We start from the raw sequence: 26,070 nt of genomic DNA, 5'->3' as shown, positions 1-26,070 counted from the left end.
CTGATTCCATGAACATCAGTGAACTTTCCTTAAAAAGACCGGTGCTGGCGATCGTGATGAACATCATCATCGTGGTGTTTGGCGTCATCGGCTTCAAGTTCCTGGGCGTGCGCGACTACCCCGCCATCGACCCGCCGAACATCAACGTGCGCACATCTTATGGCGGCGCCAACCCCGAGATCATCGAAACGCAGATCACCGAACCGCTCGAAAAGGCGATCAACGGTATTGCAGGTATTAAGAATATCACTTCGTCTTCGAATGCCGGCTCCTCCAACATCAACGTGGAGTTCGAGCTCGGCGTGGACCTCGAGGCCGCGGCCAACGACGTGCGCGACAAGGTGTCGCAGGCAACGCGCCAGCTGCCGAACGACCTCGATGCGCCGCCTGTAGTGAGTAAGGCCGACGCTTCCTCCGATCCCATCCTTTCGATGACGGTGCAGAGCAACACCCGCAACCAGCTCGAGATCTCCGAGTGGGCCAACAACGTGCTCGTGGAGCGCCTGCAGACCATCCCCGGCGTGTCGGCCATCCAGATCTGGGGCGAGAAGCGCTACGCGATGCGGATCTGGTTCAAGCCCGACCGCATGGCGGCATTCGGGCTGACGCCCAACGACGTTTCCACCGCACTGAGCCGCGAGAACGTGGAGCTGCCGTCGGGTAAGATTTCGGGCAACGCCACGGAACTGACCGTGCGTACGTTCGGCCGCCTCAACACGGAGGAAGACTTCAACAACGTGGTGGTGAAGAGCGACAGCAGCTCGGTAGTGCGGCTTAGCGACGTGGCCGAAGCCGTGCTGGGCCCCGAGAACGAAGAATCGCAGCTCCGCGAGAGCGGCATCCCGATGATCGCACTGGCCATCATCCCGCAGCCGGGTTCCAACTACGTATCGATCTCCAATGAATTCTACAAGCGCTACGACCAGCTGAAGGCCGACATGCCGGCGGATATCACGCTCAACATCGCCCTCGACCAGACGCGCTTCATCAAGAACTCGATCTCCGAGGTGGAGGAAACGCTCATCATCTCGCTGGTGCTCGTGATCCTGATCATCTTCCTCTTCTTCCGCAGCTGGGCCATCGCCTTCCGCCCGCTCATCGACATCCCCGTGTCACTGATCGGCGCCTTCTTTATCATGTACGTGTGCGGCTTCACCATCAACGTGCTGACGCTGCTCGGTATCGTGCTGGCAACCGGCCTCGTGGTGGACGACGGTATCGTAGTGACGGAAAACATCTTCAAGAAGATGGAGCAGGGTATGGACAAATGGCGCGCTGCCCGCGAGGGCTCCAAGGAGATCTATTTCGCGGTAATCTCCACCTCCATAACCCTGGCCTTCGTATTCCTTCCGATCATCTTTATCCCGGGCTTCGTGGGACGCCTGTTCCGCGAGTTCGGTATCGTAGTGGCGGGCGCGGTGCTTATTTCGGCTTTCGTATCGCTGACGCTGACGCCGGTGCTGAACGTGAAGCTGACCCGCTCGGACACCCTGCATAACCATGGCTGGTTCTACCGCAAAACGGAGCCTTTCTTCCAATGGATGGAAAGCAGCTATGCCCGCGCCGTGCGTGGCTTTATCCGGGTGCGTTTCGTCGCCTGGATCATTGTGGCCGCCGCCGGCGCCATCGCCGTTTATCTGTGGACCACGCTGCCCTCCGAGCTTGCCCCGATGGAAGACCGCAGCCAGTTCCGCCTCCAGGTGACCGCCCCCGAGGGCACGGCCTACGATTACATGGATCGTTACATCAACCGTCTTTCCGATTTCATGATCGATTCCATCCCGGAGAAGAAGACCGTGCTGTCGCTGACAGCACCTGGTTTTGCCTCGGGCGCAACCAACTCGGGCTTCGTGCGGGTGACGCTTGCCGATCCCAAGGACCGTTCGCGCTCACAGAAGGAGATCGTGGAGATGGTCAACAAAAACCTGCCGAAGTTCAATGAGGGCCGCGCCTTCGCCATCGAGGAGCAAACGATCGCGGTGAACCGCCGCGGCGGCCAGCCCGTGCAGTTCGTGATACAGAACAACGAGTTTGAAAAGCTCGCCCAGGTACTCCCCCGTTTCCTCGAGGAAGCCAATAAGAGCAATGTCCTGCAGCAGGTGGACGCCGACCTGAAATTCAACAAGCCCGAGCTGCGTATTTCGGTAGACCGCCTGAAGGCCAACCAGCTGGGTGTAAGCGTGGGAGACGTTTCGCGTACCCTGCAGCTGGCGCTCTCCAACCAGCGCCTTGGCTACTTTACGATGCGCGGCAAGCAGTACCAGGTGATGGGCCAGGTGGAACGTGCCGACCGTGATGACCCGTCCGACCTGCGCAGCCTTTATGTGCGCAGCAACAGCGGGCAGATGGTTTCGCTCGACAACCTGGTGACCATGGAAGAAGCAACGACGCCGTCGACGATCTACCACTTCAACCGCTTTAAGTCGGCCACGATCTCAGCGGGCCTCGCACCCGGCCAGACCCTGGGCGATGGCATCAAGGAAATGCAGCAGATCGCCGGCAAGCTGCTGGACCCCTCCTTCCAGACCTCGCTGAGCGGCACCTCGCGCGACTACGCGGAAAGCTCCGGCGGTATCGGCTTCGCGCTGGGCCTCGCGCTGGGTCTCATCTTCCTGATCCTGGCCGCGCAGTTCGAAAGCTTTATCGACCCGCTGACCATCATGACCACCATCCCGCTTGCCGGCGCCGGCGCCCTGCTGTCGCTGTGGATCTTCGGGCAAACGATCAATATCTTTTCGCAGATCGGTATTATTATGCTTATCGGCCTTGTGGTCAAGAACGGTATCCTCATCGTGGAGTTCGCCAACCACAGCCGGCTTCAGGGTATGAGTAAGACAGAAGCCGCCATCCACGCGGCGCAGCAGCGTCTCCGTCCCATCCTCATGACCTCGCTGGCCATGGCCCTCGGCGCACTGCCCATCGCGCTGTCGCTTGGCGCCGCAGCTACCAGCCGTGTGCCGCTGGGCATCGTGATCGTGGGCGGTATCATGATCTCGCTCATCTTTACCCTGTTTGTGGTGCCGGCCATCTATACCTTCCTGTCCAGTAACAAGCGGCGCAACCAGCTTGAGATCCTTGAAGAGGAAGACCGGAAGAAAGAAATCGCTCAAACCGTGCATTAAGACCCTATGAAAAAGATCCTTTTTTCGATATCACTTTTTGCGGCCCTCGGCGCACAGGCCCAGGATACGACGCGCGTGCTGACGCTCGAAGAAGCGGTGGGCATGGCGCTGCGGCAGAATTACGACATCCGCCTGTCACGCAACGACTCCCTGCTTGCCGCCCTTGACTACAGCTATTCGCGGTATGCCTTCTATCCCCGTCTCAACGGGCAGGCTACCTACCTGCGCAACAACAACAACGTTGCGCAGACCTTCGCGAGCAGTCCCAAGACCGAGCGACAGGTAAACCAAAGCAACCTGCAATATGGCGTCAACCTCAACTGGCCGATCTTCGACGGGCTGAAGATGTTCGTCACCCGCCAGCGCCTCGGCGAGCTCGTTTCGCTGGGCGAGTTGCAGATCCGCGCACAGGTGGTGACTACCGTGGCCGATGTGCTGCGCAACTACTTCGATATGGCGCGGCTGCAGCAGCAACAGCGTGCCACCAACGAGGCCATGGCGCTCAGCCAGGAGCGGCTCAAGCTCGCCCAATATCGTTTTGATATCGGCACCGGCATCAAAAGTGATGTGCTACAGGCCCAGATTGACCTCAACGGCCAGCGCTCTGCATTGCTTAGCCAGCAAAATGAGCTCAAGAATATCCGGGAACAACTCAACCGGCAACTGACCCTGGTGCCGGGCACCTCCTACCGGGTGCAGGATTCCATCCCGGTGAACCCCGCCCTGCGCCTTGATTCAGTGCAGGCCGCGCTCGAGGCCGGCAACCCGCAACTGCTGCTCAACCAGAAGCAGATCGACATCGCGAAACTGGCGGTCAAAGAACGAAAGGCCGAGCGTTTCCCTACCGTTTCGCTCACATCGGCTTATAATTTCAACCGGACGAATAACAGTACGCCGCCGAATAACTTCTCGCCGCTGCTGAACCAATCACAGGGCTTTAACTACGGCATCACGACTACGATCCCGATATTCAACGGCTTTGTGGCGCGCCGGAATATTAAATCGGCGCAACTCGAAGTGCAGAACCTGGAACTTCAGTACGAGTCGAGCAAAGCCCTGGTCGGCTCCGGCATCATCACGGCTTACCAGAATTACGACCTGGCCCGCCAAACCCTGCAGCTCGAAGAAAGTAATATCGCGCTCATCCGCGAAAACCTTACCATCGCCCGCGAACGCTACCGCCTTGGTCTCTCTACGTTCCTGGAGTTGCGCACGGCCGAACAAAACCTGTACGATGCGCAGTCGCGGCTTATCCAGGCCCGCTTCAACATGAAGGCGGCGGAGATCGAGCTGGGCCGGATCCGGGGCGATATCGTCCGATAGATATTAGAATAAAGCGAGCCGCAATAACGCATTGTTACACGGAAATCCCGACATGGAATGGTCGGGATTTTTTATGCCATGTACAGGACCCAATGATAAACATCCGGATACTGCAACAGAATACGGCAGGACGGTTTGCCGTTTGCGCCTATTTTAGCGGCGCATTCACCCTGAATTCTTTTTAAAATGACTCCAACAGCTCCCCTCGCAGGCATCATTATGGGCTCCGACAGCGACCTCGGTATCATGCAAACAGCAGCCGATATGCTGCAGCAGTTCGGTATCGCTTTCGAACTTACCGTGGTATCGGCACACCGCACGCCGCAACGGATGTTCGACTATGCCCGTAGCGCCCGCGGGCGTGGACTGAAGGTGATCATCGCCGGGGCCGGCGGCGCGGCGCACCTGCCCGGCATGGTGGCGGCCATCACGCCCATCCCGGTGATCGGCGTTCCCATAAAATCGAGCAACTCCATCGATGGCTGGGACTCAGTGCTTTCGATTCTGCAGATGCCCAATGGCGTACCCGTCGCCACCGTTGCACTCAACGCTGCAAAGAACGCGGGTATCCTCGCCGCGCAGATCATCGGGGCATTCGATGCAACGGTTGGCGACAGGGTTGCTGCCTACAAAACGCAACTTGAAAACGAGGTGCAGCACAAAGTAGAAGGGCTGCGCGCTAACTGGCCGAATGCGTTTGATAAATAACGGTGAATTGCTGCGCCAGGCCTCCCGAGTACCGGTAGAGAAGGTCGATGAAGGCATCGCCCCAAAGCGCATAAAAGCCCGCGAAGTTTTCCACCCGTTCCTGCAGCCCGTTCTTCGGAAACAGCTGCGTCTTGAGTGCCTCGAGCTGCCGCTGGGTGGCTTGTTCTTTCCTGCGCGCAGCACGCTGCATTTTTTGCTCCAGGGCTGTCAGCAGGTGCAGGCTTCGGGTGCGGAGTGCTTCCACGTGTTTGTCCAGGGTGATGTCAACGGCAGCGGCCGAAGTACGCAACCGCTCATATAGCTGCTCCAGCTCCTTCACCTCGCCGTTCAGTTGCGGCTTCTGTCCACTCCGCTCCAGGTGGCGGTTCATCAGCTCCAGCACCGGCAGAAAAAGGTCGGTGGTACTCAGTTGCAGCCTGTCGGCACGCTCCTTTTCTTTTTGCGGCACCACCAGGAAGGAATTGCGCAGCACCAGCACCGGGAATGGAACGCCGTAGTGCCCGAAAAGGTCCTTGAGCTGCAGCCAGTAGGCAAGCTCGCCGCCGCCGCCGATAAAGGCCACGTTGGGCAGGATCGTTTCCTGGTAAAGCCCCCGCAAAATTACATTGGGACTAAAGCGCTCCGGGTGCGCGTCGAGCTCGGCGCGCAACTCCGCCTCACGGAAACGGATGTCGGTATTGACAACGCAGTATTCGTCTTCGCCCTGTTTTTCAATCCGCTCGCGGATGTCGTCGCGGAAATAGAAAAGATTGATCTCGCGGGGATGGGCCTGTACATTGTAATGTGCCTGGAGTGCAGCCGACGTCTGTGCAACGATAGGTCCGGCTTCCTGCCCGAACAGGTCGGCACTGAAAACCGGGATCATGACCCGCTTCAGCTCGGGAGCATCGGCAAGCAGAACCACCAGTCCATAACGGCCAAACAGTGCGTGCACCAGCTGAAAGGTGGCATCCTGGATCATCCGGCCTTCAGCATAGCAGGAGCGCAGCAGCGCAAGCAGCTCCGCTCCGTGCGGTTCATTGCCCACCTGCCCTTCAAGCTCCCGAAGCAGGCCGGTCAGTGCTTTATCCACGTACATCCGTCCAACCGCTCCCTTCTGGCCCGTATTCCACGTATAACGTTTTCCTGCAACCGTAAAATGATTCAGCTCCTCCAGGTCGGCGTCTTCCGAACCCATATAATAGACCGGCACAAAGCGCTTGCCGGGAAAGGCTTTCCCGAGGTCGTCAGCGAGCTTTATCGCATGCAGGATCTTGTATAAAAAATAGAGCGGACCTGTAGCGAGATTGGGCTGGTGCGCCGTGGTTACGGTAAACGTTTCGGAAGAAAGCAGCGCCCCGATATTGGCGCCGACGGCGCCGCCCGCCTCTACCCCTTCGTATTGCCGGCGCAAGGCTGCCACCAGGGTCTGGCGGTAAGCCGGAGCCCCGGAGCGCTGCTCCAGCGCGGAGCGGATTCCGTCCAGGTCGGGACGGTGACTATAAAAGGGACGGAGCGCTTCCGCGTTCCCGAGGTAATCGCTTACGATTCTCGTAAAGGAATGGGTATCGCGGTAAGCAAGCGTTTCGGCGGCGAACATGCGGTAAAAGTACAGCCGGAACGCGTAGTTTAGCAGACACAATCCGTGACATGAAACCCTTTCTTCTGCTGCCGCTCTTTCTGTTGCTTTCCTTTTCGCGACCCGCCGATCCGGTGATTGTGGATAAGGCCTTCTCCATTGAAATGCCCGAAGGCAATGAAGTTTCGAACCTGCTGCTCGACGTGGTGAAAAAATCAAATACCGGAGCTATTCATGCAGGCATTGTGGTGGTCGGTGGCAAGCGCACGCCCTTTCTCGTAACACGCTACACTTACGATAAGCCGGTGACGGCTAAGGATGCCCTGGCCATCGCCGCTGGCCACAAGGCTTCAGACGAAAGTTATACCATGAAGGAAGCCAGACCCTATTCCGTAAACGGACACACCCTCTACCGAAAGATTTCAGTGCTTCATTTCGAAGGCGGGCAGGATGTGTCGAGCGACATGTATTACGTGGTGCGTGACGGCAAGGCCCGCGACGCCTACGAATTAAAGGTCTCCTGCGACCCGGCTTCGGAAAGTGCTGCCATTGCCCTGCTCGAGAAAGTGACGCTGAGCCTGCATTTCCTTTAATTATTGCCCAGCGCATCGCGACTGAGAACGCCGTTCACCGTGCGCCAGATCCCCAGCGGGTTTTCATTCTGCAGCTCCGCCGGCAACAACTCGTTTTCCCAGTTTTGATAACAAACCGGCCTTGCAAAGCGCCGGATGCCGTCCGCGCCCACCGCGGTAAAGCGGCTGTCGGTGGTGGCGGGGTAAGGACCGCCGTGCATCATGGCCGGCACCACCTCTACGCCCGTGGGCACGCCGTTGCGGATAAAGCGGCCGCAGCGTGCCTGCAGCGCCGTGATCAGTTGCGGGCAATGCCGCAGTTCATCTGTGGTTGCCACCAGCGTGCAGGTGATCTGTCCTTCAAGCGCCTCCGCAACCGACAGCAGCTCGCCGCCATCGGCGCAGCGCACCAGCAGGGCAAAAGGCCCGAACACCTCGTGGTGCAGCACCGGGTTGGCCAGGAAGGCGGCCGCATCGGTTTCTGCCAGCGTGGGAATGCTGTCGTTCCTGCCCACCGGGCAGGAAAGCGTGCCGGCGACGGCTACCGATTCAACGGCAAGGGCATCGGCCCGCTTGTGCTGGAAGGCTTTCGCTATACCGGGATGCAGCATCTCCTGGGGCGGTACCAAACCGATATTTTCCGACAGGTATTCCCGGAAGCTGTCGAGCGCCGGGCTGTCGATGCCGACCAGCAGTCCCGGCTTCGTACAGAACTGGCCGGCGGAGCCGGTTACGGATTGCAGGAATTGTTTTGCAAAGCCTTCGGCATCGGCGGCAAGCCCCTCCGGCAGTAGAAATACGGGGTTGACCGAGCCCATTTCCGCAAAAACCGGGATCGGCACCGGCCGCTGTTGTGCAAGGTCAAAAAGGGCACGGCCGCCTTCGAGTGAGCCGGTAAAACCCACCGCGCGGGTGTGCGGGTGGAGCACCAGCGCCTGCCCTTCATCAAAGCCACCTTCCACGTGTTGAAACACGCCTTCCGGCAGACCGAGCCGGCGCGCGCTTTCCTGCACGGCCTCCGCCACCAGGCGCGATGTTGCGGCATGTGCCGGGTGCGCCTTCACGATCACCGGGCAGCCTGCCGCCAGGGCGCAGGCGGTATCGCCGCCGGCAGTGCTGTAGGCAAAAGGAAAATTGGAGGCCCCGAACACAACCACCGGCCCCAGCGGCAGGAGCATTTTACGCAGGTCGTTTTGCCGGCGGTGAACCGTCCAGGAAGGGGCATCGCCGTTACCGGGATTTTCCGTTCCCGCGCCATCGGGTATGTCGATCCGGATGTCGAGCCAGTCCCCTTCCCGGCAAGCCTGACCGTAGGAATACAGTTGCCACTGTGTACGCTGCAGCTCGGTGCGGAGGCGCTCCGGCGCGAGGTGGGTTTCACCGGCGGCTGTGTCGATGAGGACATCGCTGCGTTTCTCCAGCTCTTCAGCTATGGCGCTCAGGAAGGCGCTACGTTCTTCCAATGTTCGCTGCGCGTAAGCCAGAGCTGTCCTGGTGGCTTGCTGCAGTACTTTATCGATGCGGGCTTGCAGGTCGTTCATGGCAAAAAATATCAAACTCGTAAAACACAAATGTCGTACCCTGCCATTGCAAAGAAAAGTGGAGGGATGCCACTTTGCGATCGTCGCTCGCCCTGTCGAACAATGGCGTAACTTTCCCCGCTGATGAACGCAAAGCGATGGATCTTCCTGGCACTCTGCCTGCTTTATGCCGGCCTGATGGCCTTCCTGCTCCGGCAGGTGGCCATGGCGGATATTCCCACGGCTGAACGCCTTTCCTTCAAGATGCGCTACCTGGTGGGAGGCAGCCTGCTGGCCAGCTATGGCTTCTTCGTGCTGCAACAGTTCCTGACCGGGCGGACCGCGATCGAATACGTGGTGGTAATGCCGGTGATCACGCTAATGGCTGCTTTCCTTTGCGGCGCCGTGCTCGGCATTGCGGGTGTGCAGCTGTACGGCGACCCGTTTTTGCAGGCAGGAATCCTGTATGCCATTTTCATGATCCTGGTGGCAGCCCGGCTGTGGCGGCGCTTTTGGTGGCCGGCGCGCAGAAAGACGGACGCAAGCGTTTATTGAAAAAATGCGCCTCTGGTCTCCCGGGAACGGCTGCTCCGTATGCACCGCGCTTGTGGCACTATCGTTGCGGCGGTGCCGAAAAGCTAAATGGAAACCGCATCCCCTGAAGCCCATACAATCGATAAGGCGGCACCGCACCCCGCATATGACCTTTCGAAAATCATGGGCGGATTGTACGGCGAGGGCATCATCGGCCTGAAAGGCGCATTCAGCCGCGAATGGGTCGCGCAACTCCACGAAGACATACTCCGCGCATACCAAGAAGCGCTCGGCCGGCCCGGCGGCGCGGTGGGGCGCGGACCTAAGCGGCATTACGTGGAAATACACCCCGAGGATATCCGCGGCTTTCTCGACCTGGTAACCCATCCCTGGGTGGTAGCTGTTTGCGCAACCGTGCTTGGGCCGGAATATAAGATCGTAGAAATCGGCTTTGACGTACCGAACCCCGGCGCAGTGGCGCAGCCCTGGCACCGTGACTTTCCCGCGCCGCCCGACACCATCACGGGTCGCCGCCTCAATTCGCTTGCCTTTAACCTCACCACCGTAGATGTGACCGAAGACAGGGGACCCTTCGAGATTGCGCCAGGCACGCAATGGGACCTGCCGGAGGGCTTCGAACACGGCATGTTTCCTCCCAGAGCCTACTACCCGCGCTATGAAGCCCGTGCCCAGCGGAAGCTGCCGCAGATGGGCGATATCTCGGCGCGTTCCGCACTCACCATACACCGGGGTACCGCAAATACATCTGACATCGCCAGGCCGGCATTGGTGCTCGGCGCAGACGCACCCGGCGCTGTCAACGCCGAGCGGCACGACCTGCAGGTAACGCGTCATTTTTACGAAACGCTTCCTGAGGCTGTACGCCAACACCTTACCTGCCGGGTAGTGGACCAACTGGAGCCGATCGTGCAGGCACATACCATTGAAGGACTGATGATGGGCGAAGCGTGAAAGAATAACGAATAACGAATATCGAATAACGAATAACGAATTTAGAAGGCGCCCCTTGGCAGGCCAGAACGTGTTTTATGCCATTGAAAAAAATCAGGATCAGGGACGCTTGAATTTCGCGGCCGATAACTTCGGATCAAGTTCTTTTATATAAAACCCGGCAACGGCGCGGGCCATGCCCGGCAGCAGCTCGCCGTCATTCGACAGCACGATGATGGTGTAGCCTTTTGACGGGAAGCGCAGGATGTCGGCGAGGCCGGGCCCACCGCTGTGCCCAGCGAATGTGAGACCGCCCTCCCGCTCTACGCCCCACCCGACATTGCTGAAGCAGGCGCTGTCGCTCGCCGAACCGCATTGATAGGCAAAAGCCTCCTGCTTCCGCGAAAAGAAAAGCTCCTTATCGAGCGCCACTGCCCAGCGCGCCATATCGCGCAACGAAGCAAAGTATCCACCTGCCGTGTACATATACTCCGGGTAAATGAATTTGTAGGCAATGTTGCCATTGCGGTAATACGTCGTCGCCTTCCCGGGCAGCACATCGGCCCGCATCCAGCTACCGCTGCGGCGCTCATGATCGAAGCCCCCATCAGTCATGCCGGCCGGAATAGTTACGAGGTCTTTCAGCAGCTGGTCGTAGGGCCGGCCCCAGGCTTTTTCGAGTACCAGCCGCAGCACAATGCCGTCTCCGCTCATATACGACTGTCGCGCTCCCGGGCTGAATTGCAGCGCCGAGTCGCGGAGCGCCCGGAGCACGGCCATCCCGTCCAGGTAAGGATCGCCATTGAAAAAGGGGATGCCGCTGCTGTGATTGAGCAGGTGCTGCACCTGGATGCCGCTCCACGAGGCCGGCAGGCTGTCGAGATAGCGCGCCACCGGGTCGCTTAAGCGCAGACGGCCTTCGGCCAGTGAGCGCAGCACCACGGTGGACGATAGCAGCTTGCTGCACGATGCGACCTGGAAATTGGTGTGTTCCGTTACCGGCTGCTTCCATTCAAGGCTGGCAAAGCCATAGCCTTTCAGGTGTACGATCTGCCCGTCTTTCACCACACCCACGGCCATCCCGGTGATGGAGAGCGAGTCCATCTGGCGCTGCACAAAGCGGTCGACTTCTGCCGATTCCCTTCCCTGCTGGGCAGCAGCATCCACCCTGCTAAAAACGAGCGCTAAAACGAGTAATCCGATTGCTTTCATGATGACCAGGATTTGACTACAATGATAAACGAAAGTTTTCGTACATGTTTGCTTTTAGCATTTTTTTAATGCGGTAAACTTCCCGTTCTGTAAGGCAACAGCTCGTCCATTGCCTTCGCGTGGCACCTGCCTATTTTTAAGAAACGATAGAAAACCCTTTACCATGCAAAAAGATCAGAACATAAACGGCAAGGCTAACGGCGACGGGCAGCCGCAGGCAAACAACCTCACGACGCGGCAGGGGCACCCCGTGTACGACAACCAGAACACAAGAACGGTAGGCCCGCGCGGCCCGATGACGCTCGAGAATTACCACCTTCTGGAAAAGATCTCGCACTTCGACCGCGAGCGCATCCCGGAGCGGGTTGTGCACGCGCGCGGCGCCGGCGCCCACGGCTACTTTGAAGCTTACGGATCGGTAGGCAAGGAGCCGGTGTCGAAATACACCCGGGCAAAACTATTCCAGGAAAAAGGCAGGCGAACGCCCGTATTTGTACGGTTCTCCACGGTGATCCACGGGGGACACTCGCCCGAAACGCTCCGCGACCCGCGTGGCTTTGCCGTGAAATTTTATACCGAAGACGGCAACTGGGATCTCGTGGGCAACAACCTGAAGATCTTCTTTATCCGGGACGCCCTCAAGTTTCCCGACCTGGTGCACGCCTTCAAACCCGATCCTGTTTTCAACCAGCAGGACGGCGAGCGCATCTTCGACTTCATCAGCAATACACCGGAGGCGATGCATATGATCACCTTCCTCTTCTCGCCATGGGGCATCCCCGCCAATTACCGGCAGATGCAGGGCTCGGGCGTGAACACCTACAAATGGGTGAATGCCGACGGCACCGGTGTGCTGGTAAAATACCATTGGGAGCCCAAACAGGGCATCCGTAACCTGAAGCAGGAAGAGGCGCAGGAAGTGCAGGCAAAAAATTTCAACCACGCCACGCAGGATCTCTACGAAGCCATTGAGCGCGGCGAATACCCCGAGTGGGAACTGTGCGTCCAGATCATGAGCGACGATGAGCATCCCGAGCTGGACTTCGACCCGCTCGACGCCACCAAGATCTGGCCGACGGACAAATTCCCCTTCCTGCCCGTTGGACGTATGGTACTCGACCGCAACCCGGTGAATTACTTTGCCGAAGTGGAGCAGGTAGCCTTCGGTACCGGTGTGCTCGTGGACGGCCTCGATTTTTCTGACGATAAGCTGCTCCAGGGACGCACCTTTTCCTATTCCGACACACAGCGCTACCGCGTTGGCACCAACTACCTGCAGCTGCCGATCAATGCGCCCAAAAGCCCGGTGGCAACGAACCAGCGCGATGGCCAGATGGCATATGTGCAGGACATCGCAGAAGGATCCAACCCGCACGTCAATTACGAACCTTCTTCGCAAAACAACGTGGCGGAGGCGAAGCGCACCGGCAAGGATCATACCCCGCATTACAATGCCCACCTGGTGCGCCAGAAGATTCCGCGGGAGAACAACTTCGGGCAGGCCGGCGAGCGCTGGCGCGCCTTTGAGGACTGGGAGCGCGATGAGCTGGTGAAGAACCTGGTGAACACGCTCGCCCCCTGCAAGGAGCTGATCCAGCGCCGCATGATCGAGCTGTTCACCCATTGCGACCCCGATTACGGGCGACGTGTAGCCGAAGGCCTTGCCCGCCATCCCGAAAACATATCGAAAGGGCCGATCGGCAGCACCAACGCCGAAGAAGGCGTGCAACAGGCCAATCGGGAATCGCACCAGGCGAAGCCTTATTAAACCGATGATACCTGGAAGCCCCGGCGCAATTGCCGGGGCTTTTTCATTCCCGGGGAACCGTATTTTTACCGCAATGAATGCTGATCCCGCCGTGCAACGCAAAGGCGTATTGCTGGCCCTGCTGGCCGTCCTGCTTTGGTCGGGAAACTTTATCATCGCGCGGGCGCTGCACGCCTCCGTTCCGCCGGTCGCGCTTGCCTTCTGGCGCTGGCTGGGCGCCACGGCCCTGCTCCTCCCCTTCGCCCTTGGCGCGCTCCGGCGCGAAGCCGCAGCCCTGCGCGGAAGGTGGGCACATAACCTCGGCACTGCGCTCACCGGCATCACCTTGTTCAACACGTTCATTTATATAGCCGGACGCACCGTACCCGCCATTCATCTCGCACTGATCGGCACAACGGCCGCGCCGCTTTTTGTATTGCTTTTCTCTTTTGTATTTCTACGGGAGCGGCTCGCGGGGCAAACCTTGATGGGCGCCCTGCTCTGTATGGCAGGACTGCTTGTCTTGCTTACCAATGGCAATTTTTCAACCCTCGGCACCCTGCACTTCGTTTCCGGCGATGCCTGGATACTAGCGGCCGCACTGTCCTTTGCGCTCTATACGCTGCAGGTGCGGCGGCGGCCGCAAGGGATAAGCCCGAGGGCCTACCTGCTGGTGCTCTTTACCACCGGCACGGTGCTCCTGCTGCCCGCCTATCTCTGGGAGCGCGCGCACACGGCTCCTGTGAACTGGACACCCGTCGTGGCCGGAAGCGTCGCGTACCTCGCGGTATGCGCCTCGGTGCTCGCCTTTCTTGCCTGGAACGAAGCCATCCGGCGCATTGGGCCGGCACGCACAGCATTGTTTGGAAACGGCATCCCGCTGCTCAGCGCCATCGAAGCGGTGCTCCTCCTTGGCGAGAAAGTCAGTGCCGCCACAGCCGTCGCTTTTATATTCATCGGCGCCGGCCTGTATGTTGCCAACCGCGTCAGCGGGTCAGCAGGTAAACAGTAAACGCATGTGCCGGCTTCCCGCCCCGGCTTACTTCGATCCGGTACTGCGCATTTGTCTGACGGAAACCTTTGGGCAACCCGTAGGCTTCGTCGCTGGCCAGGATGCAAAATGCCCGTTGCGGCACCGGCAGGCCGCGGTTGCGCCAATGGTATTCGCGAACATCGGGTATCGGACCCAGTGCCTGGAAAGCAATTCCGGAAGGGCGGCAGAAATAATATTCAACATGCGCCCCCCACCAGTAGGAAGCGACGACCGGCGTACCGGCCGGGACGGCGCCCGCATCCACCGCAGCGCGGTACTGTGCGCCAAACGCTTTCCCTGCAAGCTCCCAGCCGTAAAGGTCAAGCGAGATGTCGCCGGTACCCAGGGTGGCTGGGTCGCGCCGGCCATAGGTGCCCGGGTAGAAGTGTACGGTGAGCCACCATCCCGTCAACACCGACAGGTACAACCCGGCCGCCGCCAGAACCGCACGCGGCAGGAACCGCCGGCGGCTGGCGCCGGCCAGCATCACGGCTGCAAGCGGCAACAGGGTAACATATGCCGGCCCGCTCCAGTGCGGCAAGGTGGTATCCCGGAACAGCGAAACGGCGAGCAGGAAGGCCGCGTGCGGCAGTGCGATCCAGCAGAATAGCGACAACACGCCTTTCGTCTCCGCCGGCAATCGCTTCCAGCGCCACAACGCCCCGATAATAAGCGCCACGTTCACCGGGTTGTTGAAAACAAGCTGCCCGATGGCTTCCTTCAGCATGTAAGAAAAACGCAGATCGAAATGATCAACAGTAACCCGCCGGCTGTGAAAGCGATAGGTGATGAAATCGTTCTGAATATTCCAAACCACGATAGGCGTCAGCAGCACCGCGGTGATGGCGGCCGCGGCATAGAGTTGCGGAAGGCGCAGCCACTGCCGTCGGTGCAGCAGGATATACGCGCCAAGACCGATCCAGAGAAAACCAGCATGCACCTTACTGAGTATGGCCAGGCCGGCGCAAAGCCCGAACAGGAGCCAGTTGCGCCAATTGCGTTCATCCGCATCGATGCGCACCAGCATCCAGAGTGCCGCGGTCCAGAAGATCATCTGCGGCGAATCGGGCATGATATATACCCCCGCGGTGAGGCCGGCATAAAAGGACGACAGGTAAAGCACCGAGGTATAAAGCCCGGCCCGCGGGCTATGCAGCTCACTCACCGCGCGGAACAAAAGCCAGGCGGCGGCTGCCCCGCCGGCTACCGCGCCGAGCCGCAGCCAGCCTGCGCCCTGCAGGATGCCATTGAATGTAGACAAGCGGATCAACAAAGCCACCATCGGTGGATGATCGAAGTAATTCGACTTGAGGTGCTGGCTGTACATCCAATAGTAAGCCTCGTCGTTTCCGAGTTCCAGGCCGAATGCAAGCAGGAGGCGAAAGAGTGAAAGCAGGCCGATGAGCACCAGCGCCTTGCGGGCATAAGACCGGTAGCGGTCGGCCGGGACAAGTGGACTTGCGGAAGCGCGGGGAAGGTCGGTCATATGGTCGGGTGTGGCGGCCACAACGACCTCCGCGGGCAAATTAAGCATGGAACGGATTCTGCATTTCATCCGGGATGAAAAGAATGCTCTTCCTTTCTGCGCTGCTTGTCGCATCGGGCGTGGCTATGGCCCAGCAAGACCGCATCGAAGCCGATCGCCCGAGTGAAACGGTGGCCACCCAACTGGTTGAAAAAGGCCGCTTCCAGGCGGAGCTTGGCTTTGAACGTGAAACCGATGATGAAAGCCATACATATCATCACCCGCATACCTTGCTGCGCTACGGCCTCGGCAAGATCATCGAGCTGCGGGCGGAACTATGGCCGCAAACGGTAAAGGACCGGTTCACGGAAGGCTCCCAAACCGGGCTCGCTCCGGTTGAGCCGGGCATCAAAGCAAAGATCTGCGAATCCAAAGGCGCACGGCCCGCGATCTCTTTTCTCACGCAGGTGGGCATTCCAAAGCTTGCATCGGAAGCCTTCCGGAACACTTATGCTTCGCCCAGGGTGCGGCTGCTTTTCGAAAACAAACTGAACGAAGACTGGAAGCTTACCTATAATGTGGGTCCCGAATGGACCGGCGAAGATACCGAGCCGCAATGGCGCTACACCTTCTCACCCGAATGGAAGTTTGGGAAGCATTGGGAGGCCTTTGCCGAGGTGTACGGCCACCTGCAACATGCACATGAGCCCGAGCATGTATTCGATGCCGGCCTTGCTTTTTACCCCGGCAGGAATATCAAGCTGGATCTGTCCGGCGGAGTGGGGCTCAGCCACGCGGCGCCACAAAATTTCGTAGCTCTTGGCTTCTCCATCCGCACCGGAAACTAGGATTAATTACGCTCAAAAATGAGCGTGGAGCTTTGTCCGCTGCCACCGCTCACATCCTGCAGACGCAGGCGGGTATTGGAGCTTTCCACCACTTTCCAGTCGTCGGAAAGATCCTGGAAGTCGAACGGTGCGTTGAAGAAAAGGATCAGCTTCGATACACCGTCGTCGTATTGAGCGCCCCAGTTGCCGCTCGCGTTTACGGCCCCATTGGTTGCCGTAACAGTGCCGCTGCTGTTGAACGTAAAGTTGTACCCGCTGAAGTGATTGGTTTCATCCTGGCCCTGGTCAACGAAGTTGGTGATCCGCCAGGTTCCGGCCTGCAAATTACCCCCGATGTTTTCGGGTGTCAGGTCATTGCTGCTTTTCTTGCAGGCAAAAAGTCCGGTGAGCATCACCATCAGGATAAGAATAATGCCGTTTTTCATGTATCAAAAATAGGAAAACACCTCCCCGTCCCCACTCAGCCTTTGCCCCATTTACCGGCTATAAGGGTTCTTCTGTAGAATTACGGTGGCGCCAGCCTTCACAGAGTGTGCACAATCCAGTGCGGAATGCTTTTGGCGCAGCAAAGGCATTGTGAATCACAAAAAGCATTCAGCATGAAATTCCTGAAAACAACTGATCGCAACAGTGGTGAAGAGATCCAGCTGTCCTATTGCGACTACGGCCAAGGCAAACCGGTAGTGCTCATCCACGGGTGGCCCCTGAGCAAGGAAATGTGGGAATACCAGCTCGAGCCGCTCGTCAACGCCGGGCTGCGCGTAGTGAAGTATGACCGGCGCGGCTTCGGCAAGTCGAGTAAACCCTGGGACGGTTATGATTACGATTCTTTTGCCGATGACCTCGACGCCGTAATGACCGGGCTCGACCTGCGCGATGCCACGATCGTAGGCTTTTCGATGGGCGGCGGTGAAGCAGTGCGCTACCTGAAGCGCTATGGCTCCGACCGCGTTGCCCGCATCGTGCTCGCAGGCTCCGTGACGCCGATGCTCGGCAAAACGAGCGACAACCCCGACGGCGTCGATGAAAGCGTTTTTGCCGAAATGCTCCAAGGCATCGCCAGCGACCGGATCGCGTTTCTCGACGACTTCGGCAAGACCTTCTTCGGCGTAGGGCTAATCAGCCACCCCGTGAGCAGCCCGCTGCTCGAGTATTACCGCATGCTGGCCTCCTTTGCCTCGCAACGGTCTACAAAGCAGGCTGCGCTTGCCTTTGCGCATACCGACTTCCGCGACGATTGCGCCTCCGTAAAGGTGCCGACACTCATCATTCATGGCAGCGCCGACAAGACGGTGCCGATCGCGGTGAGCGGCGAGCGCACCGCGCAGTTGATTCCCGGGGCCGAATTCATCGTGTACGACGGGGCGCCGCATGGGCTCTTCTACACCCATAAAGAGCGGCTTAACAAAGACCTGATCCGCTTCATCCAGGGGAGCGGCACGATAGGCGCCGGCAGCACAACCAAGACAGCCGAAAGGCGTTCTATATAAAAAGACAGAAACCCAAAAGCGCCGCATTGCGTCGCTTTTTTGTTTAATGGGCTTTACCGGAAAACAGCAACCAGATAAAAGGAAGGACCTCGATGGCGATCAGGATGATCACGATCCACTCGAGCGTGTTGCTGTGGCGGTACTTCATGATATCGCGAAACAGGTCGAGGTTATCTTTTACGATCTGGAGGCTTTCAGCGATATAGCGAAAGCGTTCCTGCAGGTCGAAGTTGCGTTTCATGCCGGCGTCGACTCGGTTGAGCTCTTCGTCTTCCCAGGTTTCGGGCGGCGAGTCGAAAATGTACAGGTTCTCGGTGATGTTGTTGCGCAGCATCAGCGTGCGCGCGATATAGCGTTGCAGCTTGCGCCCGGTTATGCTGAGGCGTCCATGGTGCTCGAGGTGACGGGTATGGCGGTTCGTTTCAGTAAGCAGCCGTTCGGCATGCTCGGAAAAATAATCCAGCGCTACCGACTGCGACACGTTGAGCATCACCAGGCGAAGCACTTCCACATCCGTACGCTTCACCTCGATCTTATGGTAGGAGATCCGGTTCTCGGTGGCATCGGTTTCAACTATGAAATCATCTATGAGCGGATCTTCCAGGGGATTTTTCGCGCCGGCCCGTACCCTTTGGAGGATATCGCCGATGGTAGCCGCGTCGCAATTAAGAAAGCAGAGCACACCGTATTTGAATACATATAGATAGCGCTGCGGGTCGAGCCGGTAGAAAAGCTCATCGGCGTCACTGTAGTAGAGCTCCGCAGTAGCGGCCGCGCGGAATGCCCGGATATCGATACTGTCGGAAACCTGGTATGCCTGCACCTTCAGGATCATGCCGTATCCTATGAAACAATTATACCAGCGGCACCTACACACGAAGCAAACCGGCCTTGTGCAGGCTGTTTACCGGCTTGTTGTCCCAGAACAGCTCGAAGTCTTCGAGGCCGGCCGCTTCGTAATCGGCCTTTACCTGTTGCAGGGTCATGGGTGGAGCACCCGGAGTGATACGCGGCAGCAGCCCCAGCAGCCAGCGGCCTTTTTCGGGCTCTACCTGCGCCGGGTGCGTCGTCGTACGGGTTTCGAAGTTTAGTGCCAGCACTTCCCACTGCACGCCTTTTTTCGACCGCTGTACGGTTGTGGCGGCGGGCTGCCGGCCCAGGAATACAACCCTTGGGTTACCTGCAGAAAGCGCAGGCTCCTCCAGTGCCCGGGCAATGGTGTCGGGTGCCACGGTTGTGCGCGGCACTTTGAAGTCGAACCATTTCTGGAGCGGGAAGTCGAAGCAGGCACCGTGCATATAGTTGTGCAGCGCTTTGCGCAGCCCGAATCCGAAGCGCTCATGATCGCCGCCGATGGGATCGTCGTGATCGATATCATTGTTGGCAAAAGTGCCGATGGCCTCTGTGCGCTTTCGCACCTTGTATTTGGCCGGGTCCAGGCCAACGGGACTGTGAGCCGTCATGGTAAAGAGATGCCAGAACGCCGACTGCAGCACGCCGCTTGCAAATAGCTGCCGTACGAGCTCGAGCGAGTCGATCGTTTCCTGCTCGGTTTGCGTGGGGAAGCCGTACATCAGGTAAGCATGCACCATAATGCCGGCTTCGGAAAAATGGCGGCACACCCGGGCCACCTGCGCCACGGTAATGCCTTTCTGGATAAGGCCGAGCAGGCGATCGGAGGCCACCTCCAGACCACCGCTCACCGCAATGCAACCGGAGGCCTTGAGCAGGAGGCAGAGATCGCGGGTGAAGCTCTTCTCGAAGCGGACATTGGCCCACCAGCTCACCACGAGGCGGCGGCGGATGATCTCGAGCGCGAGCGCTTTCATCAGCGCCGGCGGTGCGGCCTCATCCACAAAGTGAAAACCGTTCTGCCCGGTCTGCGCAATGAGTTCCTCCATGCGGTCGGCCAGCAGTGAAGCGGTGAGCGGCTCGTAGTTCTTGATATAGTCAAGTGAAATGTCGCAAAAGGTGCACTTGCCCCAATAGCATCCGTGCGCCATCGTCAGCTTATTCCAGCGCCCGTCGCTCCAGAGACTGTGCATCGGGTTCACCACCTCGATGGCGGAGATATAACGTTCGAGCGGCAGGTCGCTGTAGTCGGGCGTTCCCACCTGGCCCTGGCGGTAATCGGAACAGGCGCTGTTGTCAATAAAGGTGACCACGCCGTTAAGCAGGGTGAAGGTGCGCTTGAGACCTTCGAGCGGCACTTTCCCTTGTACATGCGCCAGTAATTGCTCTACGGGCGCTTCGCCGTCGTCGAGCGTGATGAAGTGGTAAAATTCGAAAACCCGCGGGTCGGAAATGGAGCGGAGCTCGGTGTTGGCAAAGCCGCCGCCCATCGCTATGCGCACATCAGGATAGTGCTTCCGAATCCATTGAGCGCAGCGCAGCGAGGTGTAGAGATTGCCGGGGAACGGCACGGAGAGCGCTACCAGCTGCGGGTTCACGGCAGCAATACGCTGCTCCAGTATTTCTACAAGCAGCTGGTCGATGAAAGTATATTCCTGCCGGAGCGCCGCATACAACTCATCGAAGCTGTGCGCACAACGGCCAAGGCGCTCTGCGTAACGGCTGAAGCCGAAATGCTCGTCGACCGTTTCTTTTACCAGGTCGCCGAGATCTTCCAGGTATAGGGTAGCCAGGTGCTTGGCGCGGTCCTGCTGCCCCATCGAGCCGAATGCCCATTGCAGGTCGTCGAGGGCTGCAAAGCGTGAAGCCTCGGGCAGGAAGTCGCGGCGGCTGATGCGTTGGGCCAGCGTCGGCCGGTGGCCCTGCAGGAAGGCCACCACTTCGTCGATCGTATCGAGGTAATCGTCGCGAAGCGTCAGCATGCGCGCTGCGTTGGCCGACCATTCGCCCTGCCGGGCGTCGATGGCTGCAAAGAGTCTTTCGAGGCCCTGGCGGCAAAACAGCGCCAGCGTCACCTCGATGCCCAGGTCGGCCTGCACCGACGCGATGCCGCGGGTGTTCAGGAAGCCCTTCAGGTAAGCCGTGGCCGGGTAAGGCGTATTCAGCTGGGTAAACGGCGGGGTTATGAGGAAAACGGGGGTCTGCAAAGCACAAAATTGAGCCGCAAAGGTACCGCAGTTTGCGGGCATTGCAGGCCTTGCAGAGGGGCGTCACCGCTTTTTTCCTGTTAAAGAACGGTCCTACCGCAGGGCTCCGACTACCTCGCGCAGGAACGTATTCTCGTCGATGCCATTCTGTCCGAGGCGGACAATTACCAGCTTCTTCGATGGAATGATGTAGGTGCCCTGTCCGCCAAACCCCTTGGCGTAGAAAAGATCCGCCGGCGCATCGGGAAACTTGCGGCGGCCGGGGTGTTCGGGGTCCATGCCGTTGAGCCAGAACTGGTAGCCGTACCGCCCGTTCGGATCCGAAGGTATCGGACGCATGGAGGCTTCGACCCAACCCTCCGGCAGTACCTGCTCGCCGTTCCAGCGCCCCCCGTATAAATACAGGAGACCAAATCGGGCGAAATCGCGTGCGGTAGCATAGCTGTACGACGACCCGATATAGGTACCCGAAGGATCGGGCTCCAGCAGCGCCGAGCGCATCCCGATGCGGTAAAAAAGCGCGTTATAGGGAAAAGCGGCATATTGCTCCGCTCCCACCGTTTGCCGGATGATACGGCTGAGGATATTGGTATTCCCGCTGGAATAATAAAAGGTGGAGCCGGGCGCTTCCCGGAGCGGCAGTGCCGCGGTGAATGCCGCCATATCATCGGAACGAAAAAGCATATTGGTGACTTCGCAGGGCGTGCTGTAGTCTTCCTCAAAATCGAGCCCGCTGCTTTGCTGCAACAGGTTGCGCAGGGTGATCTTTTCTTTTTCGGTCCCTTTCCATTCCGGCACCGGTGCCGGGGCATCCGGGTTGAGACGCCCTTCTTTCACCAGGATACCGATGAGCGCACCGGTGATGCTTTTCGACATCGACCAGCCGATCTGCACAAGCCGCTGGTCGGCACCCGGCGCATAGCGTTCCCCCACGATCTGCCCGTTGTAGACAACGAGGAAGGAACGGGTAATGGCAGCCTTGCCGGCCTCTATTGCCGGCGCGTTCATCGCATGGCTTATTGCGGCATCGAGTCGCTGCCGGTCGATCGCCGCGGGAAAAGTATCGGCTACCTTATCGCCCATCGGCCAGGGCAGGCTGTCGGACGGCGGAGGGACAGGCGGCAACAAAAAGCGTTGTGCCCGCACCCGGGCCTCCGGCAGCTTGTTCAGCAGCGTACAACCCAGCCCCGGACGGTAGATGGCCTTATGGCGGGCAAGGCCCCATACGGATACCTCCACCGATGAATCGGCCCGGTTCACCTTCCATGATGCAATGGAAAAAGGGAAGCCGGCAAGGTCTTCCCGCACCACCGCTTCCGGATCGCGGTGCTGCACATAAACGCCCGATGCCAGGTTCTTGGCAAAGTAGCCGCTGATGATCGGGAAGGCGCGCGACGCGTACCAGGCGCCAAAGCCAAGCCCCAAAAGCAGCAACAATCCGAAAAGCCGCAAAAGGCTTCTGAAGACGCGGTTCCGGGCGTTCGAGGATTTTTTCATCAGGCGGGTTTGAGACGTCAAGATAAAGGAAACATCCTTGAAGTGGCGGTGGCACCAGGGGCGCTTCGGGGCAGCCGTCCCGCTTTCTCAGCCCTAAAACCTATTTTTGCCGGGCAATCAACCAAAACAACATCCAACTTATGAAAGCAAAACTGACTGTCTTGCTGATCGCGGCCGCTTTTGTCGCCTGCCGCACGTCCAAACAAGGCTGTCCCGGCACGAGCTCGCAGGGACCGAAATACAAATCGTCGAAATTTGAGTGGTATAAAGGCTCCTGAGAAAAGGCGCAACGGGTTACTTATTTCTCCATAAGGCGGGGAAGGCGCGCCTCCCGATAGGTGGCCGTCCCTTTATTCTTTAAGCCAGTCGTCGGTAAACCGGCGCATGCCGAATCCCATCGTATCAAATTCATCCAGGCCCTCCGTAGCGGTACATCCCAGGTATTTGAGGATCGCGTTGATCACCCCCCTTCCAAAGCGGATGGTGCGCACCCGGCTTCCATCCTGCCAGATGATCCCGGCTTCGTTGCCCTCCCCGGCCCAGAAAGAAACCTCGGCGTAGGCTACCGGTCCAGCCGCTGATGCCGACACCAGAACCGATTCGATCGGCTGTGTAAGGAACTCAAAGCCGTCCATCAAGGCTGCGCTTCCGGGCATGTCGTTCATCTGCTCCTGCAATTCTTCAGTAAGCGGCACCAGGAAGATCTCCTGCCCGAGCGGAATGCCCCGTGCGAAAATGTATTGCCGGCAGATATGCTGAACCGGCTCGAGGGTACCGATAAAACCGGTGAAGGAATAAGCCATGAAAATAAATTAGTGAATCTTACCGGCCCCGAAGATCCGACAATCCATATACCGCGTGCGGCAATTAGTGTCCGCCTCAAAGGTTCACCCCAAACAGGTAACCGACGAGCGCAGAAAGGACCATCGCTATCGTTCCCCAGATGACGATCCGGAGGATGGCCTTCCCGGCTCCGGAGCCTCCGGTTTTTGCCGACATCGCTCCCAGAATTACGAGGAAAACAATTGTAAATCCATAGAGAAAATATTCCATCGTTCTTACGGGTGCGAAAAAAGCAACCAGCAGGGGCAGGATACCGCCGGCAGTAAAAGCGGCACCAGAGGCAAAGGCAGCCTGGATCGGGTTTGCGCGGGTGAGTTCGTTGATACCCAGTTCATCCCGGATATGGGCGCCCAAAGCATCCGCTTCGGTGAGTTCCTTTGCAACCAGTAAGGCGGTTTCCCGTTTCAGGCCCCGCTTTTGGTAGATCTGGGTCAGAATCTCGAGTTCTACCTCTGGCATTTCACGAAGCTCCGCCTCTTCTCTTTTTATATCGGCCTGCTCGATATCGGTTTGCGAGCTGACAGAAACATACTCTCCTGCGGCCATGGAAAGCGCCCCGGCAACGAGCCCGGCAATGGTAGCCAGCAGGATCGGCTCCCGCGATGCGCTGCCCGCAGCCACACCGATCGCGAGGCTGGACACGGAAATAATCCCGTCGTTCGCCCCGAGTACAGCCGCCCGGAGCCAGTTGCTCCGGTGGATAAAATGACTATCTAAATAATTATCGATCGTTACCATCTTTATAGGATCGCTGCTTAGGTCTGCAACTACTGAAAAGATACGAATTGCGCAACGCATTGTTGCATAGCCGCCAGAATCATTTTATAAGCCTGGCGATATCGATGGCAACGCCTACACAAACGCCTCGGAATGTCACCCAGCGAGGAATGCAGGAGTACTTCAACGGAGCAAATTGGAGTCTTCAGCCTGTGCCTCCTCTTCAGGAGTGTCGCGCAAATACCAGTGCGCCGGAACCATCCCGCCGAGAATGATCACGGACAAGATCAGTTTCATCGCATTTCCGTGCAAGCCGGTGCTAAGCCAGATAAGTGCAAGCAGTGCAAGAGCTACAATAATCCGAAAGTATGCCCGGATGTTCTTTGGAAGTAAATAAAAGCCGGATACGACTACCAAAAGCAAAATGATCGCGCGGACACCGTAAAGTGATCCCGACATGTGGTCTTTGGTTTCGTGCAGTCGTAAACTGATTCTTTTTGGCAAGGAATGCGCCGGGTAGCGGCCAACAACCGAATCAGCCCGGGCGAGCATTAGCTATCCGATTGGGTTGATGCACCTTAAAAACCGCTTTAACCGGACCGAACAAAACTTTATGATATCGAAATGAAGGTTCCGAGCTTTTATGAGTACGACATCCAATCGCGCCGCCCACCAGCAAGATTGGCTGACCATTAGTAGACTTTTTTATGATCACCTCATCATCCTTACACATCAGTTCACCAAAAGCCATCAAGGGCAGATGGTAGAGCGCCGTCATTCCAATCAACACAGCAAAAAACCTTGTACATGCCCTTTGCCGATAAGGGAGTAATAAAAAGTATCCAGGCCTCCATCGCGAGACTGGAGCGCGCGCTTCAAAAACTGGAGGCTTCGATGAACGAAGAGTTGCAGCAATGGAGCGGGGATCAGATGAAGAGCCTGCGCTCCGTTCCCGGCCTGGACAAGCGTGCCGTGGCTACGCTGATTATAGCCACCGACGGTTTCACAAAGGTCACCAACTACCGCCAGCTTATTGCCCTGGCAGGACTAACACCCAGGGAGCACACAAGCGGCACTTCCATAAAGGGAAAACGCGGAATCTGCAAAATGGGCAATGGCTACCTGCGCAGCGTTTTATTCATGTGTGCGCTCACGGCCAAAAAATGCAACTGGGCCTGCAAGGAGCTTTACGACCGGCTTTTAGCAAAAGGAAAGTTGCCCTATGTAGCCCTCATCGCCGTTTGCAATAAACTGCTCAAACAAGCCTTTGCCATTGCTACAAAAGAAACCATGTATCAGGCAGATTTTAAAAGCGCACTCGCGTAATAAAACTCTTGGAAATAACCATAGTCTATATGTAAAAGGGGCCGTCTCTGGCGGGCAGTCATCCACTCGGAAGCGGCGCTGCAGTGAAGTAACTTAATGGGACAAAATGTTTCTGTTATGAAAACAACCACAAAGGCTTCAGCTCATGAGACAGCCCCTGTCTCCAAGGTAATGAAAAGCGAAGGTTTTTCCAACCATGAACTCTATGTCGGCATTGACGTACACAAAAAGCGCTGGCAGGTAGCCGTACTATGCTCTGGTGTCGTTCTGCAGAATGTTTCCATTGAAGCCGACGCGGGCCTGCTGGTGCAGCACCTGCGCTCCCGCTACGGTGAAGCACAGTTCCACTGCGTCTACGAAGCCGGACCCTTTGGCTTCGCCCTATGCCGCGCGCTGTGGGCCGCCGGTATGGAATGCATCGTCGTGAACCCGGCAGACATCCCCGGCACCGACCAGGAGCGCCGCAGCAAAACCGACTCCGTTGATGCCCGGAGGCTTGCCAACCACCTGGCCGCAGGTCTTTTGCGCGGCGTTTATGTGCCTTC

Annotated in this window: 24 protein-coding genes; 13 read left to right on the top strand and 11 right to left on the bottom strand. The window is 58.2% G+C overall.

All coding sequences use genetic code 11. The features are described from left to right. Window positions 1-8: 8 nt before the first annotated feature. The 3 genes from EPD60_RS11660 (at window position 9) to purE (ending at window position 5,153) form a co-directional block, all read left to right on the top strand. Window positions 9-3,122, top strand: a complete 3,114-nt coding sequence (locus tag EPD60_RS11660) for an efflux RND transporter permease subunit (protein WP_131449653.1) — start codon at window positions 9-11, stop codon at window positions 3,120-3,122. A 6-nt stretch (window positions 3,123-3,128) separates the two neighbouring features. Beyond that, entirely contained in the window at window positions 3,129-4,445 is a 1,317-nt protein-coding gene (locus EPD60_RS11655) for a TolC family protein (RefSeq protein WP_131449652.1), read from the top strand. A 186-nt stretch (window positions 4,446-4,631) separates the two neighbouring features. Continuing rightward, on the top strand, window positions 4,632-5,153 hold the full coding sequence (gene purE / locus EPD60_RS11650; RefSeq protein WP_131449651.1) for a 5-(carboxyamino)imidazole ribonucleotide mutase: 522 nt from the start codon (window positions 4,632-4,634) through the stop codon (window positions 5,151-5,153). Here the strand turns inward: purE and bshC are convergent. Next, window positions 5,125-6,732: a bacillithiol biosynthesis cysteine-adding enzyme BshC gene (gene bshC, locus EPD60_RS11645; RefSeq protein WP_131449650.1), complete on the bottom strand. Its 1,608-nt coding sequence runs from the start codon at window positions 6,730-6,732 to the stop codon at window positions 5,125-5,127. The genes purE and bshC overlap by 29 nt on opposite strands. Window positions 6,733-6,782: 50 nt before the next feature. On the opposite strand from bshC, the gene EPD60_RS11640 reads away from it, so the two are divergent. Beyond that, window positions 6,783-7,304, top strand: coding sequence for a hypothetical protein (locus EPD60_RS11640; RefSeq protein ID WP_131449649.1), 522 nt, complete (start codon window positions 6,783-6,785; stop codon window positions 7,302-7,304). Here the strand turns inward: EPD60_RS11640 and EPD60_RS11635 are convergent. After that, window positions 7,301-8,824: an aldehyde dehydrogenase (NADP(+)) gene (locus EPD60_RS11635; RefSeq protein ID WP_131449648.1), complete on the bottom strand. Its 1,524-nt coding sequence runs from the start codon at window positions 8,822-8,824 to the stop codon at window positions 7,301-7,303. The genes EPD60_RS11640 and EPD60_RS11635 overlap by 4 nt on opposite strands. A gap of 123 nt (window positions 8,825-8,947) precedes the next feature. Here EPD60_RS11635 and EPD60_RS11630 point away from each other — a divergent pair, with 123 nt between their 5' ends. After that, window positions 8,948-9,358 carry a hypothetical protein gene (locus EPD60_RS11630; protein ID WP_131449647.1) on the top strand — a complete coding sequence of 137 codons (411 nt, stop codon included), beginning with the start codon at window positions 8,948-8,950 and terminating at the stop codon, window positions 9,356-9,358. 87 nt (window positions 9,359-9,445) lie between these two features. After that, window positions 9,446-10,309, top strand: coding sequence for a phytanoyl-CoA dioxygenase family protein (locus EPD60_RS11625; RefSeq protein WP_131449646.1), 864 nt, complete (start codon window positions 9,446-9,448; stop codon window positions 10,307-10,309). A 99-nt stretch (window positions 10,310-10,408) separates the two neighbouring features. Here EPD60_RS11625 and EPD60_RS11620 read toward each other — a convergent pair whose 3' ends face one another. Next, complete coding sequence (locus EPD60_RS11620; protein ID WP_131449645.1) at window positions 10,409-11,500, bottom strand: serine hydrolase domain-containing protein; 1,092 nt, start codon at window positions 11,498-11,500, stop codon at window positions 10,409-10,411. Window positions 11,501-11,663: 163 nt separating this feature from the next. On the opposite strand from EPD60_RS11620, the gene EPD60_RS11615 reads away from it, so the two are divergent. After that, complete coding sequence (locus EPD60_RS11615) at window positions 11,664-13,268, top strand: catalase (RefSeq protein ID WP_131449644.1); 1,605 nt, start codon at window positions 11,664-11,666, stop codon at window positions 13,266-13,268. Between the two features lie 73 nt (window positions 13,269-13,341). After that, on the top strand, window positions 13,342-14,259 hold the full coding sequence (locus tag EPD60_RS11610; protein ID WP_165871524.1) for a DMT family transporter: 918 nt from the start codon (window positions 13,342-13,344) through the stop codon (window positions 14,257-14,259). Here EPD60_RS11610 and EPD60_RS11605 read toward each other — a convergent pair. Continuing rightward, window positions 14,234-15,814, bottom strand: coding sequence for an ArnT family glycosyltransferase (locus tag EPD60_RS11605; protein ID WP_165871523.1), 1,581 nt, complete (start codon window positions 15,812-15,814; stop codon window positions 14,234-14,236). The two genes, EPD60_RS11610 and EPD60_RS11605, sit on opposite strands and share 26 nt — an antisense overlap. A gap of 26 nt (window positions 15,815-15,840) precedes the next feature. On the opposite strand from EPD60_RS11605, the gene EPD60_RS11600 reads away from it, so the two are divergent. Beyond that, window positions 15,841-16,593, top strand: coding sequence for a transporter (locus EPD60_RS11600; RefSeq protein WP_131449641.1), 753 nt, complete (start codon window positions 15,841-15,843; stop codon window positions 16,591-16,593). A 2-nt stretch (window positions 16,594-16,595) separates the two neighbouring features. On the opposite strand, the gene EPD60_RS11595 is transcribed toward EPD60_RS11600, so the two are convergent. Further along, entirely contained in the window at window positions 16,596-17,018 is a 423-nt protein-coding gene (locus EPD60_RS11595; protein ID WP_207896632.1) for a hypothetical protein, read from the bottom strand. Window positions 17,019-17,192: 174 nt separating this feature from the next. On the opposite strand from EPD60_RS11595, the gene EPD60_RS11590 reads away from it, so the two are divergent. Continuing rightward, window positions 17,193-18,083: an alpha/beta fold hydrolase gene (locus EPD60_RS11590; protein ID WP_131449640.1), complete on the top strand. Its 891-nt coding sequence runs from the start codon at window positions 17,193-17,195 to the stop codon at window positions 18,081-18,083. A gap of 43 nt (window positions 18,084-18,126) precedes the next feature. On the opposite strand, the gene EPD60_RS11585 is transcribed toward EPD60_RS11590, so the two are convergent. The 3 genes from EPD60_RS11585 to EPD60_RS11575 all read right to left on the bottom strand — a co-directional run bounded on the left by EPD60_RS11585 (window position 18,127) and on the right by EPD60_RS11575 (window position 22,639). Continuing rightward, entirely contained in the window at window positions 18,127-18,918 is a 792-nt protein-coding gene (locus tag EPD60_RS11585) for an RMD1 family protein (RefSeq protein WP_131449639.1), read from the bottom strand. Between the two features lie 34 nt (window positions 18,919-18,952). Further along, window positions 18,953-21,142, bottom strand: coding sequence for a B12-binding domain-containing radical SAM protein (locus EPD60_RS11580; protein WP_131449638.1), 2,190 nt, complete (start codon window positions 21,140-21,142; stop codon window positions 18,953-18,955). 93 nt (window positions 21,143-21,235) lie between these two features. After that, a complete protein-coding gene (locus EPD60_RS11575; protein WP_131449637.1) occupies window positions 21,236-22,639 on the bottom strand; it encodes a serine hydrolase domain-containing protein in 1,404 nt (467 codons plus the stop codon). A 140-nt stretch (window positions 22,640-22,779) separates the two neighbouring features. Between EPD60_RS11575 and EPD60_RS16995 the strand changes: the two genes are divergently transcribed. Then, a complete protein-coding gene (locus EPD60_RS16995; protein ID WP_165871522.1) occupies window positions 22,780-22,917 on the top strand; it encodes a hypothetical protein in 138 nt (45 codons plus the stop codon). A 72-nt stretch (window positions 22,918-22,989) separates the two neighbouring features. Here the strand turns inward: EPD60_RS16995 and EPD60_RS11570 are convergent, their stop codons facing one another. The 3 genes from EPD60_RS11570 to EPD60_RS11560 form a co-directional block, all read right to left on the bottom strand. Then, on the bottom strand, window positions 22,990-23,442 hold the full coding sequence (locus tag EPD60_RS11570; RefSeq protein WP_131449636.1) for a hypothetical protein: 453 nt from the start codon (window positions 23,440-23,442) through the stop codon (window positions 22,990-22,992). A gap of 76 nt (window positions 23,443-23,518) precedes the next feature. Next, the gene (locus EPD60_RS11565) at window positions 23,519-24,220 is read right to left on the bottom strand and encodes a VIT1/CCC1 transporter family protein (RefSeq protein WP_131449635.1); all 702 of its coding nucleotides are present in this window, start codon (window positions 24,218-24,220) and stop codon (window positions 23,519-23,521) included. A 162-nt stretch (window positions 24,221-24,382) separates the two neighbouring features. Continuing rightward, the gene (locus EPD60_RS11560; protein ID WP_131449634.1) at window positions 24,383-24,658 is read right to left on the bottom strand and encodes a hypothetical protein; all 276 of its coding nucleotides are present in this window, start codon (window positions 24,656-24,658) and stop codon (window positions 24,383-24,385) included. Window positions 24,659-25,006: 348 nt separating this feature from the next. On the opposite strand from EPD60_RS11560, the gene EPD60_RS11555 reads away from it, so the two are divergent. Together EPD60_RS11555 and EPD60_RS11550 are read left to right on the top strand one after the other, a co-directional pair. Then, complete coding sequence (locus EPD60_RS11555; protein ID WP_131449633.1) at window positions 25,007-25,525, top strand: transposase; 519 nt, start codon at window positions 25,007-25,009, stop codon at window positions 25,523-25,525. Between the two features lie 117 nt (window positions 25,526-25,642). Further along, on the top strand, window positions 25,643-26,070 hold a 428-nt coding region (locus tag EPD60_RS11550), incomplete at its 3' end, for an IS110 family transposase (RefSeq protein ID WP_165871461.1).

This window comes from Flaviaestuariibacter flavus (assembly GCF_004337505.1).
Lineage (GTDB): Bacteria > Bacteroidota > Bacteroidia > Chitinophagales > Chitinophagaceae > Flavisolibacter > Flavisolibacter flavus.
This window is presented reverse-complemented; position numbering and strand designations above follow the sequence as displayed.